This window comes from Micromonospora sp. CA-249363 (assembly GCF_050950185.1).
Lineage (GTDB): Bacteria > Actinomycetota > Actinomycetes > Mycobacteriales > Micromonosporaceae > Micromonospora.
On the sequence record NZ_CP192020.1, the window covers coordinates 2058008 to 2079927 of the forward strand.

A 21920-nucleotide genomic window follows, 5' to 3' on the forward strand; every position below is an offset into this window, starting at 1 on the left:
GAACGCACGCATTCCATTCGAGAGCATCTATGTGACCGTTAACATACGATGTCCTCCGCACGCCGGCAACCCTTGCCGGCGCACCGCTCTCAGCGCCCGGAGACCGTCCGCCCGTGCCGCTGCCGGCGCGGCTGGGACACCGGTGCCGGGCGCTCGACGCGGGTCGGGTCGCCCCGTACGAGGTTGTCGTGGATGCGCCAACGGGCGGTGGTGACCGCGCGTTGGGCCGCCTCGTCGCCGCGCTCGACACGCTGGCGCAGCAGTTCGAGGGCGATGCGCCGGTTCTGACTGAACTGCCGTTCGTCGTCCACCACCACGACGAGGCCCGACGGGCGGTGGGTGGCGCGTACCGCCGTGCTGGCCTTGTTCCGGTGCTGGCCGCCGGGACCGCCGGTGCGGCAGCCGACGATGTCGACGTCGGCCTCGGCGAACGTCGTCGTCGGCGCGTCGCTCGGCGGCGGTTGCGCCGTCACGTACCAGTTCTTACGACCCGCGCTCGTCCGGTAGGGGCTGGGCGCCTGCCAGCACAACGTCCCCGTCCAGGAGGCGGCGAACGCCTCGGCGTCGACGCCGGACAGCCGGATCAGCACCGAGCGGTACGTGCCGGGCCGGTCACCGGGCACCGCGTGGACCCGCTGGACCGCCACGCCGTGGCGGGTGGCGTCCCCCTCCAAACGGCGCAGCAGGTGGGCCAGCGCCCACGCGCACTCCCGTGGCCCACGGCCGGCGGACAGCAACAGGTCCGCGCTCACGACCGACCCCGCCCGCGACGCTGGTCCCGCCGATCCGACCGAGCCACGGCCCCGACGTCCGGCGTCTTGTAGGTGACCAGGGGGATGGTGGTGGCCACCGGCGTGGCGAGCCGGTGCGCGGCGAGGTCGCCGATCACCTGCTCGATCCGCTTGTACGCCGTGGGCGCCTCCTCGAAGAGCAACTGCCGGTCGCCGCACACCACCAGCGAACCCACCGGGGTACGCCGTAGCTCCTCGACCGTGTGCTTGGCCCGACCCCGACGCAGCGCGTCGGCGCGGGACATCTTCCGACCCGCGCCGTGCGCCACCGAGTGGTTGGCGTCCGCCCCGGCATGGGCAGCCACCAGGTACGACGCGGTGCCCCGCGTACCGGCGACGAGCACATCGCGACCGTCACCGGGCGCCGCTCCCTTGCGGTGCAGGTAGACGCCGTCGCGTACCTCGACGAGGTTGTGGCACTGGTCGACGACCGGCTCGGTCGGCTCGGCCCCCAGGGCGTACGCGACCCGGGCGGCCAGCAGCCGTCGGTTGAGCGAACCCCAGCGCACCGCCTCGTCGTGCCGGGCCAGGTATCCGGCCGGGTCGGGTGCGGGGCCCGCCCCGTGCGTCTCGGTGTGCGTGCGCAGGATCCGCTCACCCAGGCCCCGCGAACCGCTGTGCACGACGAGGACGAGGTCACCGGCCGCCAACCCGAGACGGTGGGCGTGCTCGGGTGCGAAGACGGTGTCGACGCGGGCCAGCTCGACGAAGTGGTTACCGCGGCCGACCGTGCCGAGCCCGTCCAGGTGGCCGCCGGGAACGTCACCCGTGAGGACGGCCCAGGCGGGGTCGTCGGCGTCCCGCTCCGGGTCCAGCGCGCGGTCGAGGTCGGGGAACCGGGCGGCCAGCCGCTCCGGTACGACGCGTCGGAGTCGGATGGGGAAGACGGCGATACCGCAACCGATGTCGGAGCCGACGAGGAACGGATACAGGACCGTCGACGCCATGGCCGCGCCGATGGGTGCGCCCTTGCCCGGGTGCAGGTCCGGCATGCCGGCGACGTGGACCATGCCGTCGAGGGCGGCCACCTGCCGGCACTGGTCGAGCGCGGCGGACTCGATCCAGCTCGTGGGGGACGCGAACACGGTGACGGTGGCGGGGGTGGACGGGGACGAGGCTTCCCGGAAGAAGTGGTGCTGGGACAACGACGCTCTCTTCTCGCGCAATCGCAAGTGGACGGACGGCGGTACGGCGCCGGGCATCGTGCGGTGGCCTCGGCGCGGCGCTCAGGTGGTGTCCGTCAGTACGTCATGGGCACCACTGTGGCGACACCCCTCGCGTGCGGCAAGTCATTAATGGCGACGGCGTCCGCTGTCGTGAGATGGTCGGCCCACCCGAGCACCCCGCGATCGAGGGACGTACGCTGCCGCGATGGCCGCACCGCGTCGCATCCTGGTCTACGGGGTGTACGGGGCGGGCAAGTCCACTCTCGCCGCGCGGCTGGCGAAGCGCCTCGGGGTGCCGTGGTATCCGGTGGACGACCTGCTGTGGCTGCCGGGCTGGGTCGAGGTGCCGGTCGCCGAGCAGCGCAGCCGCATCGAGAAGATCTGCCGCCGGGACGCCTGGATCCTCGATGGCGCGTACCACGGGTGGCGGGACGTACCGCTGGCGCGCGCCGACCTGGTGGTGGCCCTGGACTACCCGCGGTGGCGTTCGTTCGGGCGTCTGCTGCGTCGTACGCTGCGCCGCGTCGGCACGGGCGAAATGATCTGCAACGGCAACCGCGAATCCGTCGGCAGTGTGTTGTCCCGGGACTCGATCCTGCTCTGGCACGTCGCCGCGTTCGGACGCGCCCGACGGCGGATGCGCGCCTGGCAGGCCGACCCGACCGGCCCGCCGGTCCTTCTGTTCACGCACCCCGCGGCGCTGGACGACTGGCTGTCGAGCCTGCCGACCCGGTGAACGCGCTCAGCCCGGCCGGCCGTCGACCCGGGTCGCCCGGCCCACGACGCACGGCGAGGAGGGGCTGGAGCTGCCGGTCGGGAACCGGAAGCGTCGCAACTCCTCGACGGTGAACCCCGCCGCTTCGATGGCTGCCGTGGTGTCGCGGCCGGTGTGGCAGCCGGCGAACAGCTTCGGCCACAGCGTGGCGTCGGAGATGCGTTGGACCCGGCGCAGGCGGCTGGGTTCGTCGGCCGCCACGTGCTCGAAGAAGCGCAGTTGCCCGCCGGGACGCAGCACGCGGTGGATCTCGGCGAGCGCTGCCGCCTGGTCGGGCACGGTGCAGAGCACCAGCGCGACCACTGCCGCGTCGAACTCGCCGTCGGCGGCGGGCAACGCCTCGGCCAGACCGTCGACGACCGTGATCGGCACCGGCGCGTCCGGGGCCGCGCGGACGGCGGCGGCGCGCAGGCGACGTTCCGGCTCGACCGCGACGACCTCGGTCACCGTTCGGGGGTAGTGGGCGAACATGCGGCCGTTGCCGGCGCCGACCTCGATCACCCGGCCGGTCAGGCCAGCGGCCAGGTCACGGCGGAACTCGGCGGTGCCGGCACGGTCCATGGCGACGCTGAGCCGTTCGTAGACCCGCGCGAACACCGGATGGGACACAGCGGCCACGTCGACCTCCAGGATTCACGGACAGCGACCACAATCATGGGTCGCGATGTCAACCGCTCGCTCGTTCCTGCCGACGGCGCCCGCATCGCCGACACCCGCCTCGACGAGTGGCGTGCCCGGGTGGCGGGGCAGGCGCCGCCTCACCCGGCTGGTGCGCGCCGCAGGCGGTCCGCCAACTCCCGTACCGCCGCCGCGAACCGTTGGTCGGATTCGGCCGGCCAGTGCCCGAGGATCGGCGGCGGAACGCTGTCGCCGGGCGGGGTCACCACGTCGCCGGGGTCTACCTCCCGGCGGTCCACCGCGGCGGCCGGGTCGTCGTCGGACGCCTCGGTTCCCCGGTCGGGAAAGACGCGTCCGCCGATCGGGTCGGTGTCCCGCCAGAGGTTGACCCACCGCCAGCCCACCCGGTTGCCGATCTCCCGCAGCACCGCGTCGTCGAGGTAGGCGGGGAACAGGCGCGCGTAGAGCCGGCGCAGCGGTGACCCGTGCGTGAGCAGCGCGACCCGGTCGCCGATCCGGGGTGGCAACTGGAGCACCGCGGCGGCGAGCAGGACCGAGCCGTGGCTGTGCCCGGAGAGCAGCACACTGTCGCCGCGCTCCACCAGGTAGGTGATCCGGCGCGTCAGCTCCGGCACGGCCCGTTCCGCGTAGCAGGGCGGCGCGAACGGGTGGGCGGCCCGGGGCCAGAAGGTGCCGAGGTCCCAGATGACGCCGACGTGCCGCCGGAAGCTGGTGGTGCGGTAGGCGAAGATGCCGGCGAGAACCAGGCCGAGAAGGCCCGCGGCCTTCACCCAACTGGTGAACGCGATGCTGAAGGTGATCGCGCCGGCCGGCAACCGGGTGAACCGCTCGACGACGTCGCCCGGAAACACCCCCAACAGGCCGAGGGTGGTGGTGGCGGACCCGACCCCGGCGAGGCAACCGAAGATCACGCCCAGCAGCACCAGGCGTTCGGTGAAGCTGGCCCGGGCCACCGCGTCGCGTACCTGTCGCAGCCGCGGACGCGCTTCCGTCGGGGCGTCCGGGTAGTCGCGTGCGACGATCGCCGCCGCACGGCGGCGACGGCCGGGGCGGGAGACCGCGACGACCAGCACGGCGACGAGCACGGTGACCAGCGCGGTGCGGAGAAAACCGAAAATCGCCCAGGTGTACGCCCGGGGCGGGCCCGTCGCGATGCCCTCCCCGGTCGGCAGGTCGCGGTCGAGGTAGTCCGCCACCCGGTAGACCAGCTCGGCGGAGTACCCCACCGCGGTGCTGATCGCCGCGGCCGCGATGACCAGCGCTCCCAGCCCGAACAGGGGACTGCCCCGTCGCCGCCAGAGCAGGATCACGCCGAGCGCGGCCAGCAGGATCGTCTGCGTGGCGAACAGCCAGACCAGCGTCCTGTCGTACCCGGGCAGAGCGGCGTCCTCGCGCCAGCCGGCCGGGCTGGTCGCCACGTGGACGGCGACCACGACGGCCAGGATCGTCCCGGTCGTCCGCAGCGCGGTGGTGATCGCGTCGAGCCGCCGGTCGGTGGGGGACCGGTCGATCAGCGCCGGCGCGCAGAGCAGCGCCACGCAGGCAGCCAGAACCACGCCCGTGACCACCGCCAACGCGATCGTGGCGACCGAGGCGCCCCGCGCGGCGCGGGCGGTGAGCAGCACGAGACTCAACGTCCCGAACGCCGCGGCGACATGCACGGATCGCAACCGCCCCACCAGGGGTTCCGCGTCCCACGTGCCGACCGTGCTGAGCCGATGCCCGGCGACCTCCTCGTCGGGGGCGCGGAACGCCTCGAACGACCGTCCGGGCCGGTTGCTGAGCCGCCACACCAGGCCGATCGCGGCGGCCGGGACCAGCGCGAACACCGCGAGTCGTCGCCCGACGGGTTGGCCGCTGAACCAGGACAACCAGCTGCGGCCGGCCAGGCAGCGGGGCGAGTTCAGGCAGTGCCAGGCGAGCAGGTCGAGGGCGACGCCGGCGATGGCGAGCACGTACAGCACGGTGAGGGTGAGTGCCAGCAGGCGGCAGAGGGACGTGACCATGCCCTCCGAACGGGGGTTCGCGGGCCGCATCCAGATCGCCACGTTGACCAGCAGGAACGGCAGGAGCAGCACCAGCGCCAGGGTGCGGGCGACGGTCCCGGAGGGCAGATCCCCCCAGCGGTAGGCCTCCAGCGTCACGCCGCGCGCCTCGGGAGTCGCCCAGCGCGGCCGGACCCGGACGAAGCCGCCCATCTGGTCGCCGGCGACCTGCACCGTGCGCGCCAGGCCGAGCACCTGCTCGGTGCTCGCGCCGGAGACGCCGTGCACCCGCAGCTCCACGATGTCGAAGGCGGTCCCGGGACCGCTCACCCGCGCTGATCCATCCGCCACCGCCCCCCGAGGCACCCCGACCGCCCGGTGCCGGCGATCGGGCCGTGGGTGGCCCACCACCGGTGTGGCGGACCGGGGTCTACCCCGCCGGGAGGCGCCCAATCGCCGGGGGCTGCCCCCGGTCGGCGCGTGCCGCGTCGCCTATCCGCCCGCAACGCTCCCGGCGACCTGCTGGCGATAGGCGCGTGGTGAGATGCCGGTGACCCGTTTGAAGGCCACGCTGAGCGCGCTCTCCGACCCGTATCCGACGGCTCGGGCGATGGCCGCGACGGAGTCGGAGCCGTGCCGTATGCGGTCCGCCGCGAGTTCGATCCGCCATCCGGTGAGGTATTCCAGCGGGCCCACGCCGACGACCTTCCGAAAGCGGGCGGCGAGCGTCGACCGGGAGACGGCGGCGGTGCGGGCGATCGCGTCCACGGTCCACTGCTGCGCGGGCCGGGCGTGCATCGCCCGCAGCGCCGGGGCGACCACCGGGTCGGCGAGCCCGGCCAGCCAACCGGAGGTGTGCTGCGGGTCGCGGGCGAGGTGCACCCGCAGAACCTGGATCAGCAGGACGAGCGCCAGGTGTTCCGCGACGAGCCGCGATCCGAGCTGAGGCCGCCGCAGCTCGATGTCGATCTGGTCGAGAGCCCACCGGATGGTGGTGGCCTCGGGAGCGTCGGCCGGCACGTGGATGACCGGCGGAAGACCGTCCAGCAGGAGACTTCGTCCCCGGTCGCCCAGGGAGAACGCGCCACCGATGAGGAACATGTCGGCACCCTCGCCGGCGCGTGCCACGCCGTCGCCGGCGGCGGCGAAGATCGGGTACGCCGGCTGGGCCGGCACGTCGGGATCACTGAAGAGCGTGTACGACACCGGCCGGGTCAACAGGTAGCAGTCGCCCTCGGTGAGGGCGATCGGTTCCGCCTCGCCCTCGACGACGAGGTGACAGCTGCCACGTCGGATGGCGTTGAACTTGGCGCCGGCCGGCGGGTCGAACCGGACCGCCCAGCGCCCGCCGGTGACGAGACCGGCGGACAGGTGCGCGGTGGCACCGAGCAGTGCCAGCACGTCTTCGAGCGGATCCATCCTCACCGTCCTGGACGCTGGCGAAAGTATGAAGGATTCCAAACTATAGGCAGTCCAGAGCGACGGTGCATAGCGTGGTGGACATGACAGAGCACGCACGCCTCACCACTGGATTCACCGCCCGCACCACGGCCGCCGAGATCCTCGACGGCGTGGACCTGACCGGGCGTCGGATGATCGTCACCGGCGGCGCCTCGGGCATCGGTGTCGAGACGGTTCGCGCCCTGGCCGGAGCCGGAGCCGAGGTCACGGTAGCGGTCCGTGATCCGGATCGAGCAGCGGGGCTCGTCGAGGAGTTCGCCGGCGACGCCGCGCGGGGTAGCGTCCGGGCGGCCGCGCTCGACCTCGCCGACCTGTCGTCGGTCGACGCGTTCGTCGCGGCCTGGGACGGTCCGCTCCACGCGCTGGTCGCCAACGCCGGCATCATGGCGCTGCCGACCCGTCAGCTCTCGGCCCAGGGCTGGGAGCTCCAGCTCGCGACCAACTATCTGGGGCACTTCGCGCTGGCCGTCGGACTGCACGACAACCTGCGGGCGGCGGGCGCGGCGCGGGTCGTGCTGGTCAGCTCCGGAGCACACCTGAGCGCCCCGTTCGACGCCGCGGATCCCCACTTCGAGCGGCGGCCGTACGACCGGTGGCAGGCGTACGGGCAGTCGAAGACGGCGGACGTCCTGCTGGCGGTGGGCATCACCCGGCGGTGGGCGGCGGACGGGATCACCGCCAACGCCCTCAACCCCGGGTACATCCACACGAATCTCCAGCGCCACATCGACGACGACACGATGCGCGCGCTCGGCGGGATGGACGAGGAGGGCAACCTGGTGGTGCCCGACTACTACAAGACGCCTGCCCAGGGCGCGTCGACCACGGTCCTGCTCGCCGCGTCGCCCCTGCTGGAGGGCATCGGGGGCCGGTACTTCGTCGACAACCAGGAGATGGACGTGGTTCCCGGCGGCCCCGATGCCTCCGACGGCGTCGCGGACCACGCGATCGACCCGACGGCCGCGGACGAGCTCTGGGCGTACGCCGAGAAGGCGCTCGCCGAACGCTGAGCGCGACCGCCGTCCGGCGCCGGGCGCGGCGCGGGCCCGCGTGGCCGCGCCCGGTGTCCAGGATTGATCGGGGTACGGCGGGGTAGCCGCCCGCCATGGTCGCTGCCGGTCGGCCCGGTACGGACGGGGACGCATCGGCGCGTGCCGGCGCGGGAGCGCGTCCCGGCCCGACGTCGACCGTCGCGCGGTTGCGGGGCCGGCTGTCGGGCACGCTGCGGGAGCGGGCGCGGCGCGTTCGGGGTATCGGGGGGCTGGCTCTGCAGGCCGGCGTGGCCGCGGCGCTGTCCTGGCTGGTGGCGCGCGAGGTGCTGCACGTATCGCAGCCGGTCTTCGCGCCGATCTCCGCGGTCTCCACCCTCGCGGCGTCGGTCGGGCAACGCCTGCGGCGCACCATCGAGCTGATCATCGGCGTCACCGTCGGGGTGCTGGTCGGTGACCTGCTGCTCGGGGTGATGGGCACCGGGTGGTGGCAGCTCGCGCTGATCGTCGTGTTGGCGATCCTCGTCGCGCTGTTCCTCGTCGGCAGCGCGGCGGTGGTGATCCAGGCGGGTGCCACGGCCGTGCTCATCGCCACGTTGAGTCCGGCCGTGCGCGACCTGGAGATTCCCCGCTTCGTGGACGCCCTCGTCGGGGGCGCCGTGGCACTGCTGGTCACCGCCGTCCTGCTGCCGTTGAGCCCGTTGCGGGTGCTCAACCGGGCCGCGCGACCGGCGCTGGACCTGCTCAGCGTTCAGCTCGAGGCCGCCGCCGGCGCACTGGCCGACCGTGACATCGACCGCGCGCTGGCCGCCCGGGCGAGGTTGCGGCAGAACAAGGACGAGCTGGGTGCGCTCGTCGAGGCGACGCAGGGTGCCCGGGAGGCCAGCACCCTCTCACCCGTGCACTGGCATCAGCGGCAGGGGCCGGTGGCCCGGTACGCGCAGACGGCGGAGCCGATCGACCGGGCCATGCGTAACGCGGGAACGCTGATCCGCCGGGCGGTGACCCTGATCGAGGACGGTGAGCCCGTCCCCGAACCGATGCCTGCGGCCGTCGCTGGTCTGGCCGAGGCGGTACGCCTGCTCAAGCGGCAGTTCGCCGCAGGCAAGGAACCCGTTCAGGCGCGTGAGCGGGCGCTCCGGGCGGTCTGTGCCGCCGGTGACGCCTATCGGGAAGGAGTCGGCTTCTCCGGGGCCGTCGTGGTGGCGCAGGTCCGGACGACCGCCAGCGACCTCCTGGTGGCCACCGGGCTGAGTCAGGAGGCCGCGAACCGACTGGTCCGCCGCGCGTTCGACAGCCCAGGCACCGCCGCTGAGCAGCGCACATGATGGTCGCGGCAGCAATGTGAGCCATCGGTGTTGCATGCTGAGCCAAAGTGGTGCCATGATGGTGCCATGGACTTGAGGCCGTACGTCGAGAACCTGCGTAACGAGTTCGCCGTGGCAGCCGAGGGCGTGGACCCGGAGGGCCGGGTGCTCGCCGAACGGCTGTTCACCCAACTCGAAGCGGCGACCCACCTCACGCTGCTCGAGGCGCTGTCCGACGCGGCCGACGAGATCACCCGCGATCTGGCCCCCGGGTCGGTGCACGTCCGGCTCCGCGGACGCGAGCCCGACTTCGTGGTGGCACCCGCCACCCCGCCCACGGACGGGCCGGGCGAGGTCGGCGAGACACCTCCGGCCCCGGCGCCCCTGCTGCCGCCCGAGGGCGACGAGGGCGGTACGTCCCGGATCAACCTCCGCCTTCCGGACCACCTCAAGGCCAGCGTCGACGAGGCCGCGAGCCGCGCCGGGCTCTCCGTCAACGCCTGGCTGGTGCGCGCCGTCGCCAGCGCGGTCGGGGCCGGTGGCTCCGACCGTCAGCCGCCGCGCCGGCCGGAGCCCCCGAGGTCCGGCCAGCACGTCACCGGCTGGGCGCGCTGACCAGCGCGCCCGCCCACACCCTCTCTCCGCCTCCGCCGACACCTTCCGGGAGACCACCATGCCTGTTTTCGACACGCCAGAACCGATCTCCGTCCAGGTCGAGCTGCCCATCGGGGACGCCTGGATCGCCGCGACCGACCGCACCGACACGGTGGTGCGGGTGCGTCCCCGCGACCCGTCGAGCAAGGCCGACGTGAACGCGGCCGAGCAGACCACCGTCGACTTCGCCGCCGGCCAGCTGCGCATCAGGGTGCCGAAGAGTTGGCGTCGGTACGGCTTCGGCTCCGGCCCGTCGGTCGACGTCCTGATCGAGGTGCCGAGCGGTACCCGGCTGCACGCCGAGGCGGCGTGGGCGGCCTTCCGTGGCGAGGGGCGGCTCGGCGAGTGCCGGATCAAGACCGGAAGCGCGATCCGGCTGGAGGAGACCGGGCCGCTGGAGATCGACAGCAGCCACGGCGAGGTCGTGGTCGAGCGGGTCACCGGTTCGGCCCGGGTGAAGGCGTCGTCCGGCAAGGTGCGACTCGGCGCGGTCGACGGCAACACGGAAATCAAGAACTCGTCCGGTGACTGCTGGATCGGCCGCAGCGGAGGCGACGTCCGGATCAACACCGCGTACGGCGACATCACCGTCGACGCGTCGAACGCCTCGGTGGCGGCGCGCACCGCGTACGGCAACGTCCGGCTGGGCGAGGTCGTGCGCGGCTCGGTCGAGTCGCAGACCTCCTACGGCGCGATCGAGGTCGGTGTCCGACGCGGCACCGCCGCCTGGCTCGACGTCAGCTCCCGACACGGCCGCGTGCACAACGCCCTCGAAGCGACCGACAGCCCGGCCGAGACCGACGAGACGGTCGAGATCCGTGCCAACACCTCCTACGGCGACATCACCATCCGCCGCGCCTGACGCGCCCCGACTCCACCACAGATGAGGAGACCATGAACGGCAGCAGCAGACCCGCGATCGTCACCACCGAGCTGCGCAAGTCCTACGGGAACAAGGTCGTGCTCGACGGCATCGACCTGATGATCACCGAGGGAACGATCTTCGCGCTGCTCGGCCCCAACGGCGCCGGCAAGACGACCACCGTGCAGATCCTCTCCACCCTTCTCCGGGCCGACGGCGGCCACGCCCGCGTACTCGGACACGACGTGACCCGTGACGCCGACGCGGTACGCGAGCTGATCGGCGTCACCGGTCAGTTCTCGGCCGTGGACAGCCTGCTCACCGGCCGGGAGAACCTGCACCTCATGGCCGATCTGTGCCACCTGGACCGCGCGGCGGGTCGCCGGCGGATCGCCGACCTGCTCGACCAGTTCGACCTGACCGAAGCGGCGGACAAGCCGGCCGCGACGTACTCCGGTGGTACCCGCCGTCGACTCGACCTCGCGATGACGCTCGTCGGCGACCCGCGCGTCATCTTCCTCGACGAGCCGACGACCGGTCTCGACCCGCGCAGCCGTCGCGCCATGTGGCACATCATCAAGGCGCTGGCCGCCGAGGGCGTCACCATCCTGTTGACGACGCAGTACCTGGAGGAGGCCGACCAGCTCGCCGACCGCGTGGCCTTCCTCGACCATGGCCGACTGATCGCCGAGGGCACCCCGCACGAGCTCAAGCGGCGCATCCCGGGCGGTCACGTGGTCCTTCGGTTCACCGACCAGGACGACCTCGACTCGGCGGCCCGTACGTTCGCGACGGCCACCCGGGACGACGCCGCGCTGACCCTCGAGGTGCCGAGCGACGGCGGGGTCGGTTCGCTGCGGTCCCTTCTCGACGACCTCGACCGGGCCGCCATCACCGTGGCCGGTCTCGCCGTGCACACCCCCGACCTCGACGACGTCTTCCTCGCCCTCACCGGCCAGCCCGACGCCCGATCCCGCCACGAAAGGGCCGCTGCGCGATGAGCACCCTCACCCTCGCCCTGCGCGACTCCAACACGATGTTGCGGCGCAACCTCCTGCACATGCGCCGCTACCCCTCGCTGACCCTCATGCTCGTCGGCATCCCGGTCATCCTCCTGCTGCTCTTCGTGTACGTCTTCGGCGGCACGCTCGGCGCCGGCCTCGGGCCGACCGGCGGCCGGGCCGAGTACGCCAACTACGTCACCCCCGGCATCCTGCTCATCACGGTGGCCAGCGCGGCGCAGGGCACCGCGATCTCGGTCGCCATGGACATGGCCGAGGGCATCATCGCCCGTTTCCGTACAATGGCGATCTTTCGACCGTCGGTTCTCACCGGCCACGTCGTGGGCAGCGTGTTCCAGACGATGGTCAGCCTCGCTGCCGTCACCGGCGCGGCGCTGCTCGTCGGGTTCCGCCCCACCGCCGACGCCGTGGAGTGGCTCGCCGCGATCGGCGTGCTGACCATGGTCACCGTCGCCGTCACCTGGCTGTCGGTCGCTCTGGGCCTGGTCACCAGGAGCGTCGAGACGGCCAGCAACCTGCCCATGCCGCTGGTGCTGCTGCCGTTCCTCGGCAGCGGGTTCGTCCCCACCGACTCGATGCCGACGCCGGTCCGCCTGTTCGCCGACTACCAGCCGTTCACCCCGGTCATGGAGACGCTCCGTGGCCTGCTGCTCGGCAGTGGGGTCGGCATCAACGGGCTCCTCGCGGTCGCCTGGTGCGCCGTCATCACGGTCGGCTGCTTCTGCTGGGCCAAGGCGCTCTACAACCGTCCTCGAACGGCCTGACCCGACGACCGACGACCGACGACCCGGCCCGGATGGGCCGGGTCGTCGGTGTCATCGCGTGGTCCCCGGGCCGGCCCGGGCGCGGCCTGCCCGCCCGGCGGGGGGCCGGAAAGCCCACACCTGGCCGGCCCGGAGCCGATCACTCCGGCGACGAGTCGACACCGCGAACATGGCATCGAATGTTATCGATAACACGCCGTGCCGACGGTGGCCCGCCGGGTCGTTCGGGCGCCGGAGCGCGGGGTCAGGGGCCCGGGCGCTGCGACGGCGCGTTCGACAGTTCTGATCATGCGTGGTCGGCGACGCCGTCGATGTTATCGCTGCCATCCGCGCCGCTGCCGATCGTCGTCGCCACCGGGCGGGGTCGCGACCGCCCGGCGCCCCGGATCGAGCGCCGTGCGTCGGTCCGGTATCGACGCGCCCGAGTCGGTACGCCCTCCGCGTTCCGTTACGGAGCTGTTGCAGGTAGATGTCTTGACGAGGCTGGATGTGAGCGTTAACACTATCCCCGTTAACGGTGGAGGTGAACATGGAGCGTGTGGGCGGAGCTGCCGAAAGCTACGTCGTGGGTGTCGATTTCGGCACCCTCTCCGGGCGGGCCCTTGTGGTCCGGGTTTCTGATGGTGCCGAGCTCGGGACCGCGGTGCACGAGTACGGCGACGGGGTCATCAGCGAGACGCTGCCCGGAGGTCGGTCGCTGCCCCCGGACTGGGCGTTGCAGAATCCGGACGACTACCGCGACGTGCTGCGCCACGCCGTTCCGGCCGCGGTCGCCGCGGCGGGGGTGGACCCCGCGGCGGTGGTGGGCATCGGCATCGACTTCACCGCCTGCACGGTGCTCCCGACGCGCGCCGACGGCACCCCGCTCTGCGAGGATCCCGAGCTGCGGGACCGGCCCCACTCCTGGGTCAAGCTCTGGAAGCACCACGCCGCGCAGCCGCACGCCGACCGGATCAACGCGCTCGCCCACGAGCGGTCGGAGCCGTGGATCGGCCGGTACGGCGGAAAGATCTCCGCCGAGTGGCAGTACGCCAAGGGTCTGCAGATCCTGGAGGAGGACCCGGAGATCTACCACCGGGCCGAGCGGTTCATCGAGGCCGCCGACTGGATCGTCTGGCAGCTCAGCGGCACCGAGACCCGTAACGTCTGCACCGCCGGTTACAAGGGCATCCTGCAGGACGGGCAGTACCCGTCCGAGGGTTTCCTGACCGCGCTCAACCCCGACTTCGGCGACTTCGTGGCCAAGCTCGACGGCCCGCTGCTGCCGCTCGGCGCCCAGGCCGGCACGCTCACCGCACGCGCGTCCGCCTGGACCGGGCTGCCGGAGGGGATCGCCGTGGCGGTCGGCAACGTCGACGCGCACGTCACCGCGGCCTCCGCGCAGGCCGTACAGCCCGGTCGCCTGGTCGCCATCATGGGCACGTCCACCTGTCACGTGGTCAACGGCGAGCACCCGGCCGAGGTCGCCGGGATGTGCGGCGTGGTCGACGGCGGCATCAGCCCGGGCGCGTGGGGCTACGAGGCCGGCCAGAGCGGTGTCGGCGACATCTTCGGCTGGTTCGTCGAGCACGGCGCACCGGCCGGGTTCGACTCACACGAACGCCTCACCGAGTTGGCCGCCGGCCAGCCGGTCGGCGCGCACGGCCTGGTCGCGCTGGACTGGTGGAACGGCAACCGCTCGTTGCTGGTCAACCACGACCTCAGCGGGATGATCGTCGGGATGACCCTGGCCACCCGCCCGCAGGACATCTACCGCGCGCTGCTGGAGGCCACGGCGTACGGCACCAGGATGATCATCGACGCGTTCGTCGACGCCGGGGTGCCCGTCAACGACCTGGTGATCGCCGGTGGCCTCACCAACAACAAGCTCCTGATGCAGATCTACGCGGACGTGACCAGGCGCCCGCTGAACATCATCGCCTCCGCGCAGGGGCCGGCGCTCGGCTCGGCGATCCACGCCGCCGTCGCCGCCGGGGCGTACCCGTCGATCCACGAGGCCTCCCAGGCGATGGGGCGGGTGCACGAGGCCGTCTACACGCCGGACCCGGAGCGCGCCCGCGCCTACGACGGTTTGTACGCCGAGTACCGGGCGCTGCACGACCACTTCGGTCGCGGCGGCAACGAGGTCATGCTCCGCCTCCGGGCGATCCGCAACGCGGCGGTGGAGGCCGCCGCGGCCACGCACGAGGCGCCGCTGGAGGTCGTCGCATGAACGCAGAGGTGAGTCGGCAGATCGGTGAACTGCGCGAGCAGGTTGCGCGCCTGCACAGCGAGCTGACCCGGTACAACCTGGTCGCCTGGACGTCCGGCAACGTCTCCGCGCGGGTTCCCGGCCAGGACCTCATGGTCATCAAGCCGAGCGGCGTGGGCTACGACGATCTCACGGCCGACACGATGGTGGTCTGCGACCTCGACGGCGTCCTGGTCGAGGGCGACCTCGCGCCGTCCAGCGACACGGCCGCGCACGCCTACGTCTACCGCGCCATGCCCGAGGTCGGTGGCGTGGTGCACACGCACAGCTCGTACGCGAGCGCCTGGGCCGCCTGCGGAGAGGCCATCCCCTGCCACCTCACGGCGCAGGCCGACGAGTTCGGCGGGGAGATCCCGCTGGGCCCCTTCGCGCTGATCGGTGGCGACGACATCGGCAAGGGCATCGTCGCCACGCTCTCCGGGCACCGTTCACCCGCCGTGCTCATGCGCAACCACGGCGTCTTCACCATCGGCCGGAACGCCCGCGCGGCGGTCAAGGCCGCGGTCATGTGTGAGGACGTGGCGCGTACCTCGTACCTGGCGCGGACCCTCGGGCAGCCCGTGCCGATCGCGCAGGCCGACATCGACGCTCTCTACCACCGTTACCAGAACGTCTACGGCCAACAACCAGTCGCACCTGCGGGCTCCTGACCGTCTCCACACGGCCCGCCGGTCTGCTCCACCGACGCACCAGCACGCACCACCCGCGTACGCCACCTCTGCTCGTCGGCGGCTCACGCGGTCCCCACCACACCCAGCCAAGGAGATCTGATGAGAAAGATGCGAACGCAGCGCGCTATCGCGGTCCTCGCCAGTGTGCTGCTCATCGGCGGCGTGGCGGCCTGCGGCAACAGCGACACCGGCGGCGGCGGGTCCAAGGACGACGGCAAGATCACGATGGGCTTCTCCCAGGTCGGCGCCGAGAGCGGGTGGCGTACGGCGAACACCACCTCGATCAAGGAGTCGGCTGCCGCGGCGGGCATCGAGCTGAAGTTCGACGACGCGCAGCAGAAGCAGGAGAACCAGATCAAGGCCATCCGCAACTACATCCAGCAGAAGGTGGACGTCATCGCCTTCTCGCCGGTGGTGGAGTCCGGATGGGACACCGTCCTCAAGGAGGCCAAGGACGCCGGCATCCCGGTCATCCTGACCGACCGCTCGGTCGACTCGGCCGACAAGAGCCTGTACAAGACCTTCCTCGGCTCGGACTTCGTCAAGGAGGGCAAGCTCGCGGGCGAGTGGCTGGTCGAGCAGAAGAAGGGCGCCACGGGCCCGGTCAACATCGTCGAGCTGCAGGGCAACACCGGTGCCGCTCCGGCCAACGACCGCAAGAAGGGCTTCGGCGAGGCGATCGCCGTCAACCCGAACCTGAAGATCATCGCCTCGCAGCCGGGTGACTTCACCCGGGCGGGTGGCAAGCAGGTCATGGAGCAGTTCCTCAAGGCCAACCCGAAGATCGACGTGCTGTTCGCGCACAACGACGACATGGGTCTGGGTGCTCTCGAGGCCATCACCGCGGCCGGCAAGGTCCCGGGCAAGGACATCACCATCATCACGGTCGACGCCGTCAAGGACGGTATGCAGGCTCTCGCCGACGGGAAGTTCAACTTCATCGCGGAGTGCAGCCCGCTGCTCGGCCCACAGCTGATGGACCTCGCCAAGAAGGTCCACGCGGGTGAGACGGTGCCCGCCCGGATCGAGACCGAGGAGACCACCTTCACCCAGGAGCAGGCCAAGGAGGCTCTGCCCAACCGCAAGTACTGATCGACGGTAAGGGGTCGCCGCGCTCGCGTGGCGGCCCCGCCGCGTCGCCCCGTAAACCCGAACGGACCGGGCATGACCCGCGACGACCCGCGCCACGCCCGCCCGAGCCCAGCTCCAGGGGCCGGGCGGGCGCGGTGGGAGCGCAACGGCCCATCCGCGTCGACAACCCCCAGAAGAGGTCTGATGGGATGACGGATAGCCGTCCGGTCCTGACGATGACCGGGATCAGCAAGTCCTTCCCCGGGGTGCGTGCACTCCACGACGTCAACTTCCGGCTCTTCCCCGGCGAGGTGCACGCCCTGATGGGCGAGAACGGCGCCGGGAAGTCGACCCTCATCAAGGTGCTGACCGGCGTCTACGACACCGACGACGGCACGATCACCCTCGGCGGTGAGCCGGTGTCCTTCAGCGGGCCGATGCAGGCGACGGCCGCCGGGGTGAGCACCGTCTACCAGGAGGTCAATCTCTGCACCAACCTCTCGGTGGCGGAGAACATCTTCATCGGGCGTGAGCCGCGGATCTTCGGCGCCGTCCGCTGGGGCGAGGTCCGCCGCCGCGCCCGCGCACTCCTGAAGCGGCTCGACCTCGACCTCGACGTCAGCGCGCCGCTGGGCTCGTACTCGCTCGCGATCCAGCAGATGGTCGCGATCGCCCGCGCGATCGACATCCAGGCGCGGGTGCTGATCCTGGACGAGCCGACGTCCAGCCTCGACGCCGGTGAGGTCGCGCAGTTGTTCCGCATCATGCGGCAGCTCCGCGACGAGGGCATCGCGATCCTGTTCGTGACGCACTTCCTCGACCAGGTCTACGAGATCGCCGACCGCATCACGGTGCTGCGCAACGGCGGGCTCGTCGGCGAGTACCTGACCGCCGAGCTGCCCCAACTCAGCCTCGTCGAGAAGATGATCGGCAAGGAGCTCGACGTCCTCGAGGGGATCGAGGAGCACTCCCGGCGCGACCTGGCCGCGATCGAGGAGGGCACGCCCCTGGTGGCGGTGTCGAAGCTCGGCCGGGCGGGCGCGGTCGAGCCGTTCAGCCTGACCATCCACGCCGGTGAGGTGGTGGGCCTCGCCGGCCTGCTGGGCTCGGGGCGTACCGAGGTGGCGCGGTTGTTCTTCGGCGCCGACCGGGCCGACGGCGGCCAGGTCGCGATCGACGGCACGTCGAGCAGTCTGCGTACCCCCGCGCAGGCCATCGACCAGGGCGTCGGGTTCTGCTCGGAGAACCGTCGGGCCGAGGGCATCGTCCCCGACCTGTCGGTCCGCGAGAACATGATCCTCGCCATGCAGGCCGCCCGGGGCTGGTTGCGGCCCATCCCGCGCCGCCGCCAGGACGAGCTGGTCGACAAGTACGTCAAGGCGCTCAACATCCGTCCGGCGGACCCGGAGGTGCCGGTGCGCAACCTCTCCGGCGGCAACCAGCAGAAGGTGCTCCTCGCCCGCTGGCTGATCACCGAGCCGCGGCTGCTGATCCTGGACGAGCCGACCCGCGGTATCGACATCGGCGCGAAGACAGAGATCCAGCGCCTCGTCGCGCAACTGTCCGACGGTGGGATGGCGGTGCTGTTCATCTCGGCCGAGCTGGAGGAGGTGCTGCGCCTCAGCCACAAGGTGGCGGTCATGCGGGACCGGCAGATGGTCGCGCAGCTCGCCAACAACGAGGACCTCGACGCGGAGCGCATCATGCAGACGATCGCGAGCGGATCCCAGCGGGAGGAGGCGGACCGATGAACGACACCAAGGGCCGCTATCGGACGATGATCGGTCACCGGCTGTTCTGGCCCGTCGCCGTGCTGGTGGTCATGCTCGCCGCGAACACGATCTACCGGCCCGGGTTCCTGTCCATCGAGCTCAAGGACGGGCACCTGTACGGCACGCCGATCGACATCCTGCGGCTGAGCGCCCCGCTGATCCTCGTGGCGCTGGGCATGACGCTCGTCATCTCGACCGGCGGCATCGACCTGTCGGTCGGCTCCCTGTGCGCGATCAGCGGCGCGGTCGCCTGCATGTACATCAGCAAGCAGCCCGACCAGAACAGCCTCGCCGTGGTGCTGACCGCGCTCGCGATGGCGTTCGGGATCTCGCTGGTGCTGGGCGCCTGGAACGGGGTGCTGGTAGCGGTGATCGGCATCCAACCGATCATCGCCACGCTGATCCTCATGGTGGCCGGTCGGGGCCTGGCCCAGCTCATCACGCAGGGCCAGATCATCACCATCAACTCCGGGCCGTTCCGGGCGATCGGGTTGGGGCACCTGCTGACCCTGCCGCTGGCCATCTTCATCGCGCTCGCCGCCGCCCTGCTCGTCGCCGCGTTCACCCGTCGCACCGCGCTCGGCATGATCGTCGAGTCGGTGGGTGGCAACGCCGAGGCGAGCCGACTGGCGGGCATCCGCTCCAACCGGGTCATCTTCCTCGTGTACGTGCTCAGCGCCGCCTGCGCCGCGATCGCCGGCTTCATGATGACGGCCAACGTGTCCAGCGCCGACGGCAACGCGGTCGGCCTCTGGGTGGAGTTGGACGCCATCCTCGCGGTGGTCATCGGCGGTACGTCCCTCGCCGGCGGCCGGTTCTACCTCAGCGGCACCATCCTCGGCGCACTGATCATCCAGACCCTCACCACCACGGTGTACGCGATGAACATCTCGCCGCAGACGTCGCTGCTGTTCAAGGCGGTCGTCGTCATCGCCGTGTGCCTCATCCAGGCGCCGGCCTTCCGCGCCCGGTTCAGCCGGCGTCGGAAGAGCACCCCACCGCCGCGCCCCGTCGCCGACAAGCCGAAGGAGCAGGTGCCGGCATGACCACCGGATCGCTCACCGCCCCCCGCCGCACCCGGTTCCGGCTGCCCCGGCGGCAGGTGCCGGTGCTGGCCACGCTCGCCCTGCTGCTGGTCATGTACGGCATCGGCGTGTCCCAGTACACGGCGTTCTCGAACGTACAGGTCATCTTCAACGTCTTCATCGACAACGGCTTCCTGCTCGTCGTCGCGGTGGGCATGACCTTCGTGATCCTCACCGGGGGCATCGACCTGTCGGTCGGGTCCGTCGTCGCGATGACGGCGATGGTGTCGGCGTCGCTGTTGGAGAAGGGCCTGCCGGCGGCGCTCGTGCTCGTCATCGCGCTGCTCATCGGTCCGACGCTCGGCCTGTTGATGGGCTGCGTCATCCACTTCTTCGAGATCCAGCCGTTCATCGTCACGCTCGCCGGGATGTTCTTCGCCCGCGGCATGTGCACGTTCATCTCGGACTCGTCCATCCCGATCACGGACGGCTTCTGGACCAGGATGTCGCAGGAGCGGATCGGCGATCCCCGGGGCAACTTCGTCTCGATCAGCGTGCTGATCGCCTTCGCCGTGGTGCTCGTCGCCGCGTACGTGCTGGCGTACACCCGCCTGGGGCGCAACGTGTACGCGATCGGCGGCAATCCCCAGTCGGCGCTGCTGATGGGCCTGCCGCTGGGGCGTACCCGGATCGCCGTGTACACGATCAGCGGGCTCTGCTCCGCGATCGGCGGGATCCTGCTGTCGTTCTACACCCTCTCCGGCGCGCCGCTGATCGCCGTCGGCATGGAGCTGGACGTCATCGCCGCCGTCGTCATCGGTGGCACGGTGCTCACCGGCGGCTCGGGTTACATTTTCGGCACGGTGCTCGGCGTGCTGGTCCTGGGTGTGATCCAGACCCTGATCACGTTCGACGGCAGCCTCAACTCCTGGTGGACCAAGATCGTGATTGGCGGCCTGCTCTTCGCGTTCATCCTCCTGCAGCGACTCATCGGAATCCGTTACAAGTGACCGCCCCTCTCGCGGAAGGCAACCCCATGGCACCACACCCCGAACCCGAGATCTGGTTCCTCACCGGCAGCCAAGGCATGTACGGCGAGGAGACGCTCCGGCAGGTCGCCGAGCAGTCCCGCCAGATCGCGGCCGCGCTCGACGACTCGCCGCAGATTCCCGCCCGGGTGGTCTGGAAGCCCGTCCTGACCAACAGCGGCGAGATCCTGCGGGTCTGCCGGGAGGCCGCCGCCCAGGGCGCGATCGGGGTCATCGCGTGGATGCACACGTTCTCGCCGGCGAAGATGTGGATCGCCGGACTGGACGCGCTGCAGACGCCGCTGCTGCACCTGCACACCCAGTCGAACGTCCTGCTGCCCTGGGACGACATCGACATGGACTTCATGAACCTGAACCAGGCCGCGCACGGCGACCGTGAGTTCGGGTACATCCAGACCCGCCTCGGGGTGGCCCGCAAGACGGTCGCGGGGCACGTCAGCGACCCGCGGGTGACCGCCCGGGTCGGCGCCTGGGCCCGTGCGGCGACCGGCTGGTCGGCGATGCGGTCGCTGCGTCTGGCCCGCTTCGGTGACAACATGCGCGACGTCGCGGTGACCGAGGGCGACAAGGTCGAGGCGGAGCTGCGCTTCGGGGTGTCGGTCAACACCTACGGCGTCAACGACCTGGTCGACGTGGTCGGCGAGGTCGCCGACGCCGACGTGGACGAGCTGGTCAAGGAGTACGGCGACACCTACCGCGTGGGCGCCGAGCTGCTTCCCGGTGGTGAGCGGCACGACTCGCTGCGGTACGCCGCCCGCCTGGAGCTGGGTATGCGGGCCTTCCTGAAGGCCGGTGGGTTCCGGGCGTTCACCACGAACTTCGAGGATCTCGGCGGCCTGCGTCAGCTCCCCGGCATCGCCGTGCAGCGGCTGATGGCCGACGGTTACGGCTTCGGCGGCGAGGGCGACTGGAAGACGTCGGTCCTGGTGCACACCATCAAGGCGATGTCCGTGGGCGTCCAGGGCGGCACGTCGTTCATGGAGGACTACACCTACGACCTCACGCCCGGCCAGGAGCTGGTGCTGGGCGCGCACATGCTCGAGGTCTGCCCGACCATCGCGTCCGACGTGCCCAACGTCGAGATCCACCCGCTGAGCATCGGCGGTCGCGAGGATCCGGTGCGGCTCGTGTTCGACGCCGCGCCCGGGCCGGCCGTGGTGCTGGGGTTGGCCGACATGGGGGAGCGGTTCCGGCTCGTGGCGAACGAGATCGACGTCGTGCCGCCGCCCCAGCCGCTGCGCCGGCTGCCGGTGGCGCGCGCTGTCTGGCGACCGCGTCCGGACCTGCCGGTCTCCGCCGAGTCCTGGATCACCGCCGGCGCACCGCACCACACGGTGCTGTCGCAGGCGGTGGGGGCCGAGGAGCTGCACGACCTGGCCGAGATGAGCCGGACCGAGCTGGTCGTGATCGACGCCGAGACGACGACACGCCGCTTCGCCGACGAGATCCGCTGGAACCAGGCCTACTACCGGTTGGCGCGCGGCTTCTGACCTGCCCCACGCCCTTCGTGAAACGGGTGGTTCACCCCTGCCTGCGGGCCGGGGTGGACCACCCGTTCGTGTCCGCGGCGGGGCTCTGTCACGCGCGCTAGCAGGCCCGCGAGCCGGTTGTGTTACGCCTTGACTAAGAGCATGTTATCGCTCACAGTCTATAACCAAGGTGGTCG

General features: G+C 71.4%; 19 protein-coding genes. 14 read left to right on the forward strand and 5 right to left on the reverse strand.

Features of this window, described 5'->3' with window-relative positions; all coding sequences use genetic code 11:
• Positions 1 to 89 precede the first annotated feature (89 nt).
• A complete protein-coding gene (gene prfH, locus ACQPZK_RS09515; protein WP_433537932.1) occupies positions 90 to 752 on the reverse strand; it encodes a peptide chain release factor H in 663 nt (220 codons plus the stop codon).
• Positions 749 to 1936: an RNA ligase RtcB family protein gene (locus ACQPZK_RS09520; RefSeq protein ID WP_433537933.1), complete on the reverse strand. Its 1188-nt coding sequence runs from the start codon at positions 1934 to 1936 to the stop codon at positions 749 to 751. The genes prfH and ACQPZK_RS09520 overlap by 4 nt, the downstream gene beginning before the upstream one ends.
• 226 nt (positions 1937 to 2162) lie before the next feature.
• Between ACQPZK_RS09520 and ACQPZK_RS09525 the strand changes: the two genes are divergently transcribed.
• Entirely contained in the window at positions 2163 to 2693 is a 531-nt protein-coding gene (locus tag ACQPZK_RS09525) for an adenylate kinase (protein WP_433537934.1), read from the forward strand.
• A 6-nt stretch (positions 2694 to 2699) separates the two neighbouring features.
• On the opposite strand, the gene ACQPZK_RS09530 is transcribed toward ACQPZK_RS09525, so the two are convergent.
• From ACQPZK_RS09530 to ACQPZK_RS09540, 3 genes are all read right to left on the reverse strand, one after another.
• Positions 2700 to 3350, reverse strand: coding sequence for a class I SAM-dependent methyltransferase (locus tag ACQPZK_RS09530; protein ID WP_433537935.1), 651 nt, complete (start codon positions 3348 to 3350; stop codon positions 2700 to 2702).
• Positions 3351 to 3490: 140 nt separating this feature from the next.
• Positions 3491 to 5686, reverse strand: coding sequence for a hypothetical protein (locus ACQPZK_RS09535; protein WP_433537936.1), 2196 nt, complete (start codon positions 5684 to 5686; stop codon positions 3491 to 3493).
• A 162-nt stretch (positions 5687 to 5848) separates the two neighbouring features.
• Positions 5849 to 6775, reverse strand: a complete 927-nt coding sequence (locus tag ACQPZK_RS09540) for an AraC family transcriptional regulator (protein WP_433537937.1) — start codon at positions 6773 to 6775, stop codon at positions 5849 to 5851.
• 83 nt (positions 6776 to 6858) lie between these two features.
• Between ACQPZK_RS09540 and ACQPZK_RS09545 the strand changes: the two genes are divergently transcribed.
• The 13 genes from ACQPZK_RS09545 to araA all read left to right on the forward strand — a co-directional run bounded on the left by ACQPZK_RS09545 (position 6859) and on the right by araA (position 21744).
• Positions 6859 to 7827: an SDR family NAD(P)-dependent oxidoreductase gene (locus ACQPZK_RS09545; RefSeq protein ID WP_433537938.1), complete on the forward strand. Its 969-nt coding sequence runs from the start codon at positions 6859 to 6861 to the stop codon at positions 7825 to 7827.
• Positions 7828 to 7922: 95 nt separating this feature from the next.
• Complete coding sequence (locus ACQPZK_RS09550; RefSeq protein WP_433537939.1) at positions 7923 to 9134, forward strand: FUSC family protein; 1212 nt, start codon at positions 7923 to 7925, stop codon at positions 9132 to 9134.
• A 66-nt stretch (positions 9135 to 9200) separates the two neighbouring features.
• Positions 9201 to 9728 (forward strand): hypothetical protein, encoded by a 528-nt coding sequence (locus ACQPZK_RS09555; RefSeq protein WP_433537940.1) that lies wholly within the window; start codon positions 9201 to 9203, stop codon positions 9726 to 9728.
• Between the two features lie 58 nt (positions 9729 to 9786).
• On the forward strand, positions 9787 to 10629 hold the full coding sequence (locus ACQPZK_RS09560; RefSeq protein ID WP_433537941.1) for a DUF4097 family beta strand repeat-containing protein: 843 nt from the start codon (positions 9787 to 9789) through the stop codon (positions 10627 to 10629).
• A gap of 32 nt (positions 10630 to 10661) precedes the next feature.
• The gene (locus ACQPZK_RS09565; RefSeq protein ID WP_433537942.1) at positions 10662 to 11630 is read left to right on the forward strand and encodes an ATP-binding cassette domain-containing protein; all 969 of its coding nucleotides are present in this window, start codon (positions 10662 to 10664) and stop codon (positions 11628 to 11630) included.
• Positions 11627 to 12415, forward strand: coding sequence for an ABC transporter permease (locus tag ACQPZK_RS09570; protein WP_433537943.1), 789 nt, complete (start codon positions 11627 to 11629; stop codon positions 12413 to 12415). The genes ACQPZK_RS09565 and ACQPZK_RS09570 overlap by 4 nt, the downstream gene beginning before the upstream one ends.
• Before the next feature lie 529 nt (positions 12416 to 12944).
• The gene (gene araB, locus ACQPZK_RS09575) at positions 12945 to 14627 is read left to right on the forward strand and encodes a ribulokinase (RefSeq protein ID WP_433537944.1); all 1683 of its coding nucleotides are present in this window, start codon (positions 12945 to 12947) and stop codon (positions 14625 to 14627) included.
• Positions 14624 to 15316 (forward strand): L-ribulose-5-phosphate 4-epimerase, encoded by a 693-nt coding sequence (locus ACQPZK_RS09580; protein ID WP_433537945.1) that lies wholly within the window; start codon positions 14624 to 14626, stop codon positions 15314 to 15316. The genes araB and ACQPZK_RS09580 overlap by 4 nt, the downstream gene beginning before the upstream one ends.
• A gap of 120 nt (positions 15317 to 15436) precedes the next feature.
• On the forward strand, positions 15437 to 16429 hold the full coding sequence (locus ACQPZK_RS09585; RefSeq protein ID WP_433537946.1) for an ABC transporter substrate-binding protein: 993 nt from the start codon (positions 15437 to 15439) through the stop codon (positions 16427 to 16429).
• 188 nt (positions 16430 to 16617) lie between these two features.
• Positions 16618 to 18159, forward strand: coding sequence for a sugar ABC transporter ATP-binding protein (locus ACQPZK_RS09590; RefSeq protein ID WP_433537947.1), 1542 nt, complete (start codon positions 16618 to 16620; stop codon positions 18157 to 18159).
• The gene (locus ACQPZK_RS09595; RefSeq protein WP_433537948.1) at positions 18156 to 19226 is read left to right on the forward strand and encodes an ABC transporter permease; all 1071 of its coding nucleotides are present in this window, start codon (positions 18156 to 18158) and stop codon (positions 19224 to 19226) included. Before ACQPZK_RS09590 ends, ACQPZK_RS09595 begins: the two co-directional genes overlap by 4 nt.
• The gene (yjfF, locus tag ACQPZK_RS09600; protein ID WP_433537949.1) at positions 19223 to 20215 is read left to right on the forward strand and encodes a galactofuranose ABC transporter, permease protein YjfF; all 993 of its coding nucleotides are present in this window, start codon (positions 19223 to 19225) and stop codon (positions 20213 to 20215) included. Before ACQPZK_RS09595 ends, yjfF begins: the two co-directional genes overlap by 4 nt.
• A gap of 26 nt (positions 20216 to 20241) precedes the next feature.
• On the forward strand, positions 20242 to 21744 hold the full coding sequence (araA, locus tag ACQPZK_RS09605) for an L-arabinose isomerase (protein WP_433537950.1): 1503 nt from the start codon (positions 20242 to 20244) through the stop codon (positions 21742 to 21744).
• Positions 21745 to 21920: the final 176 nt, after the last annotated feature.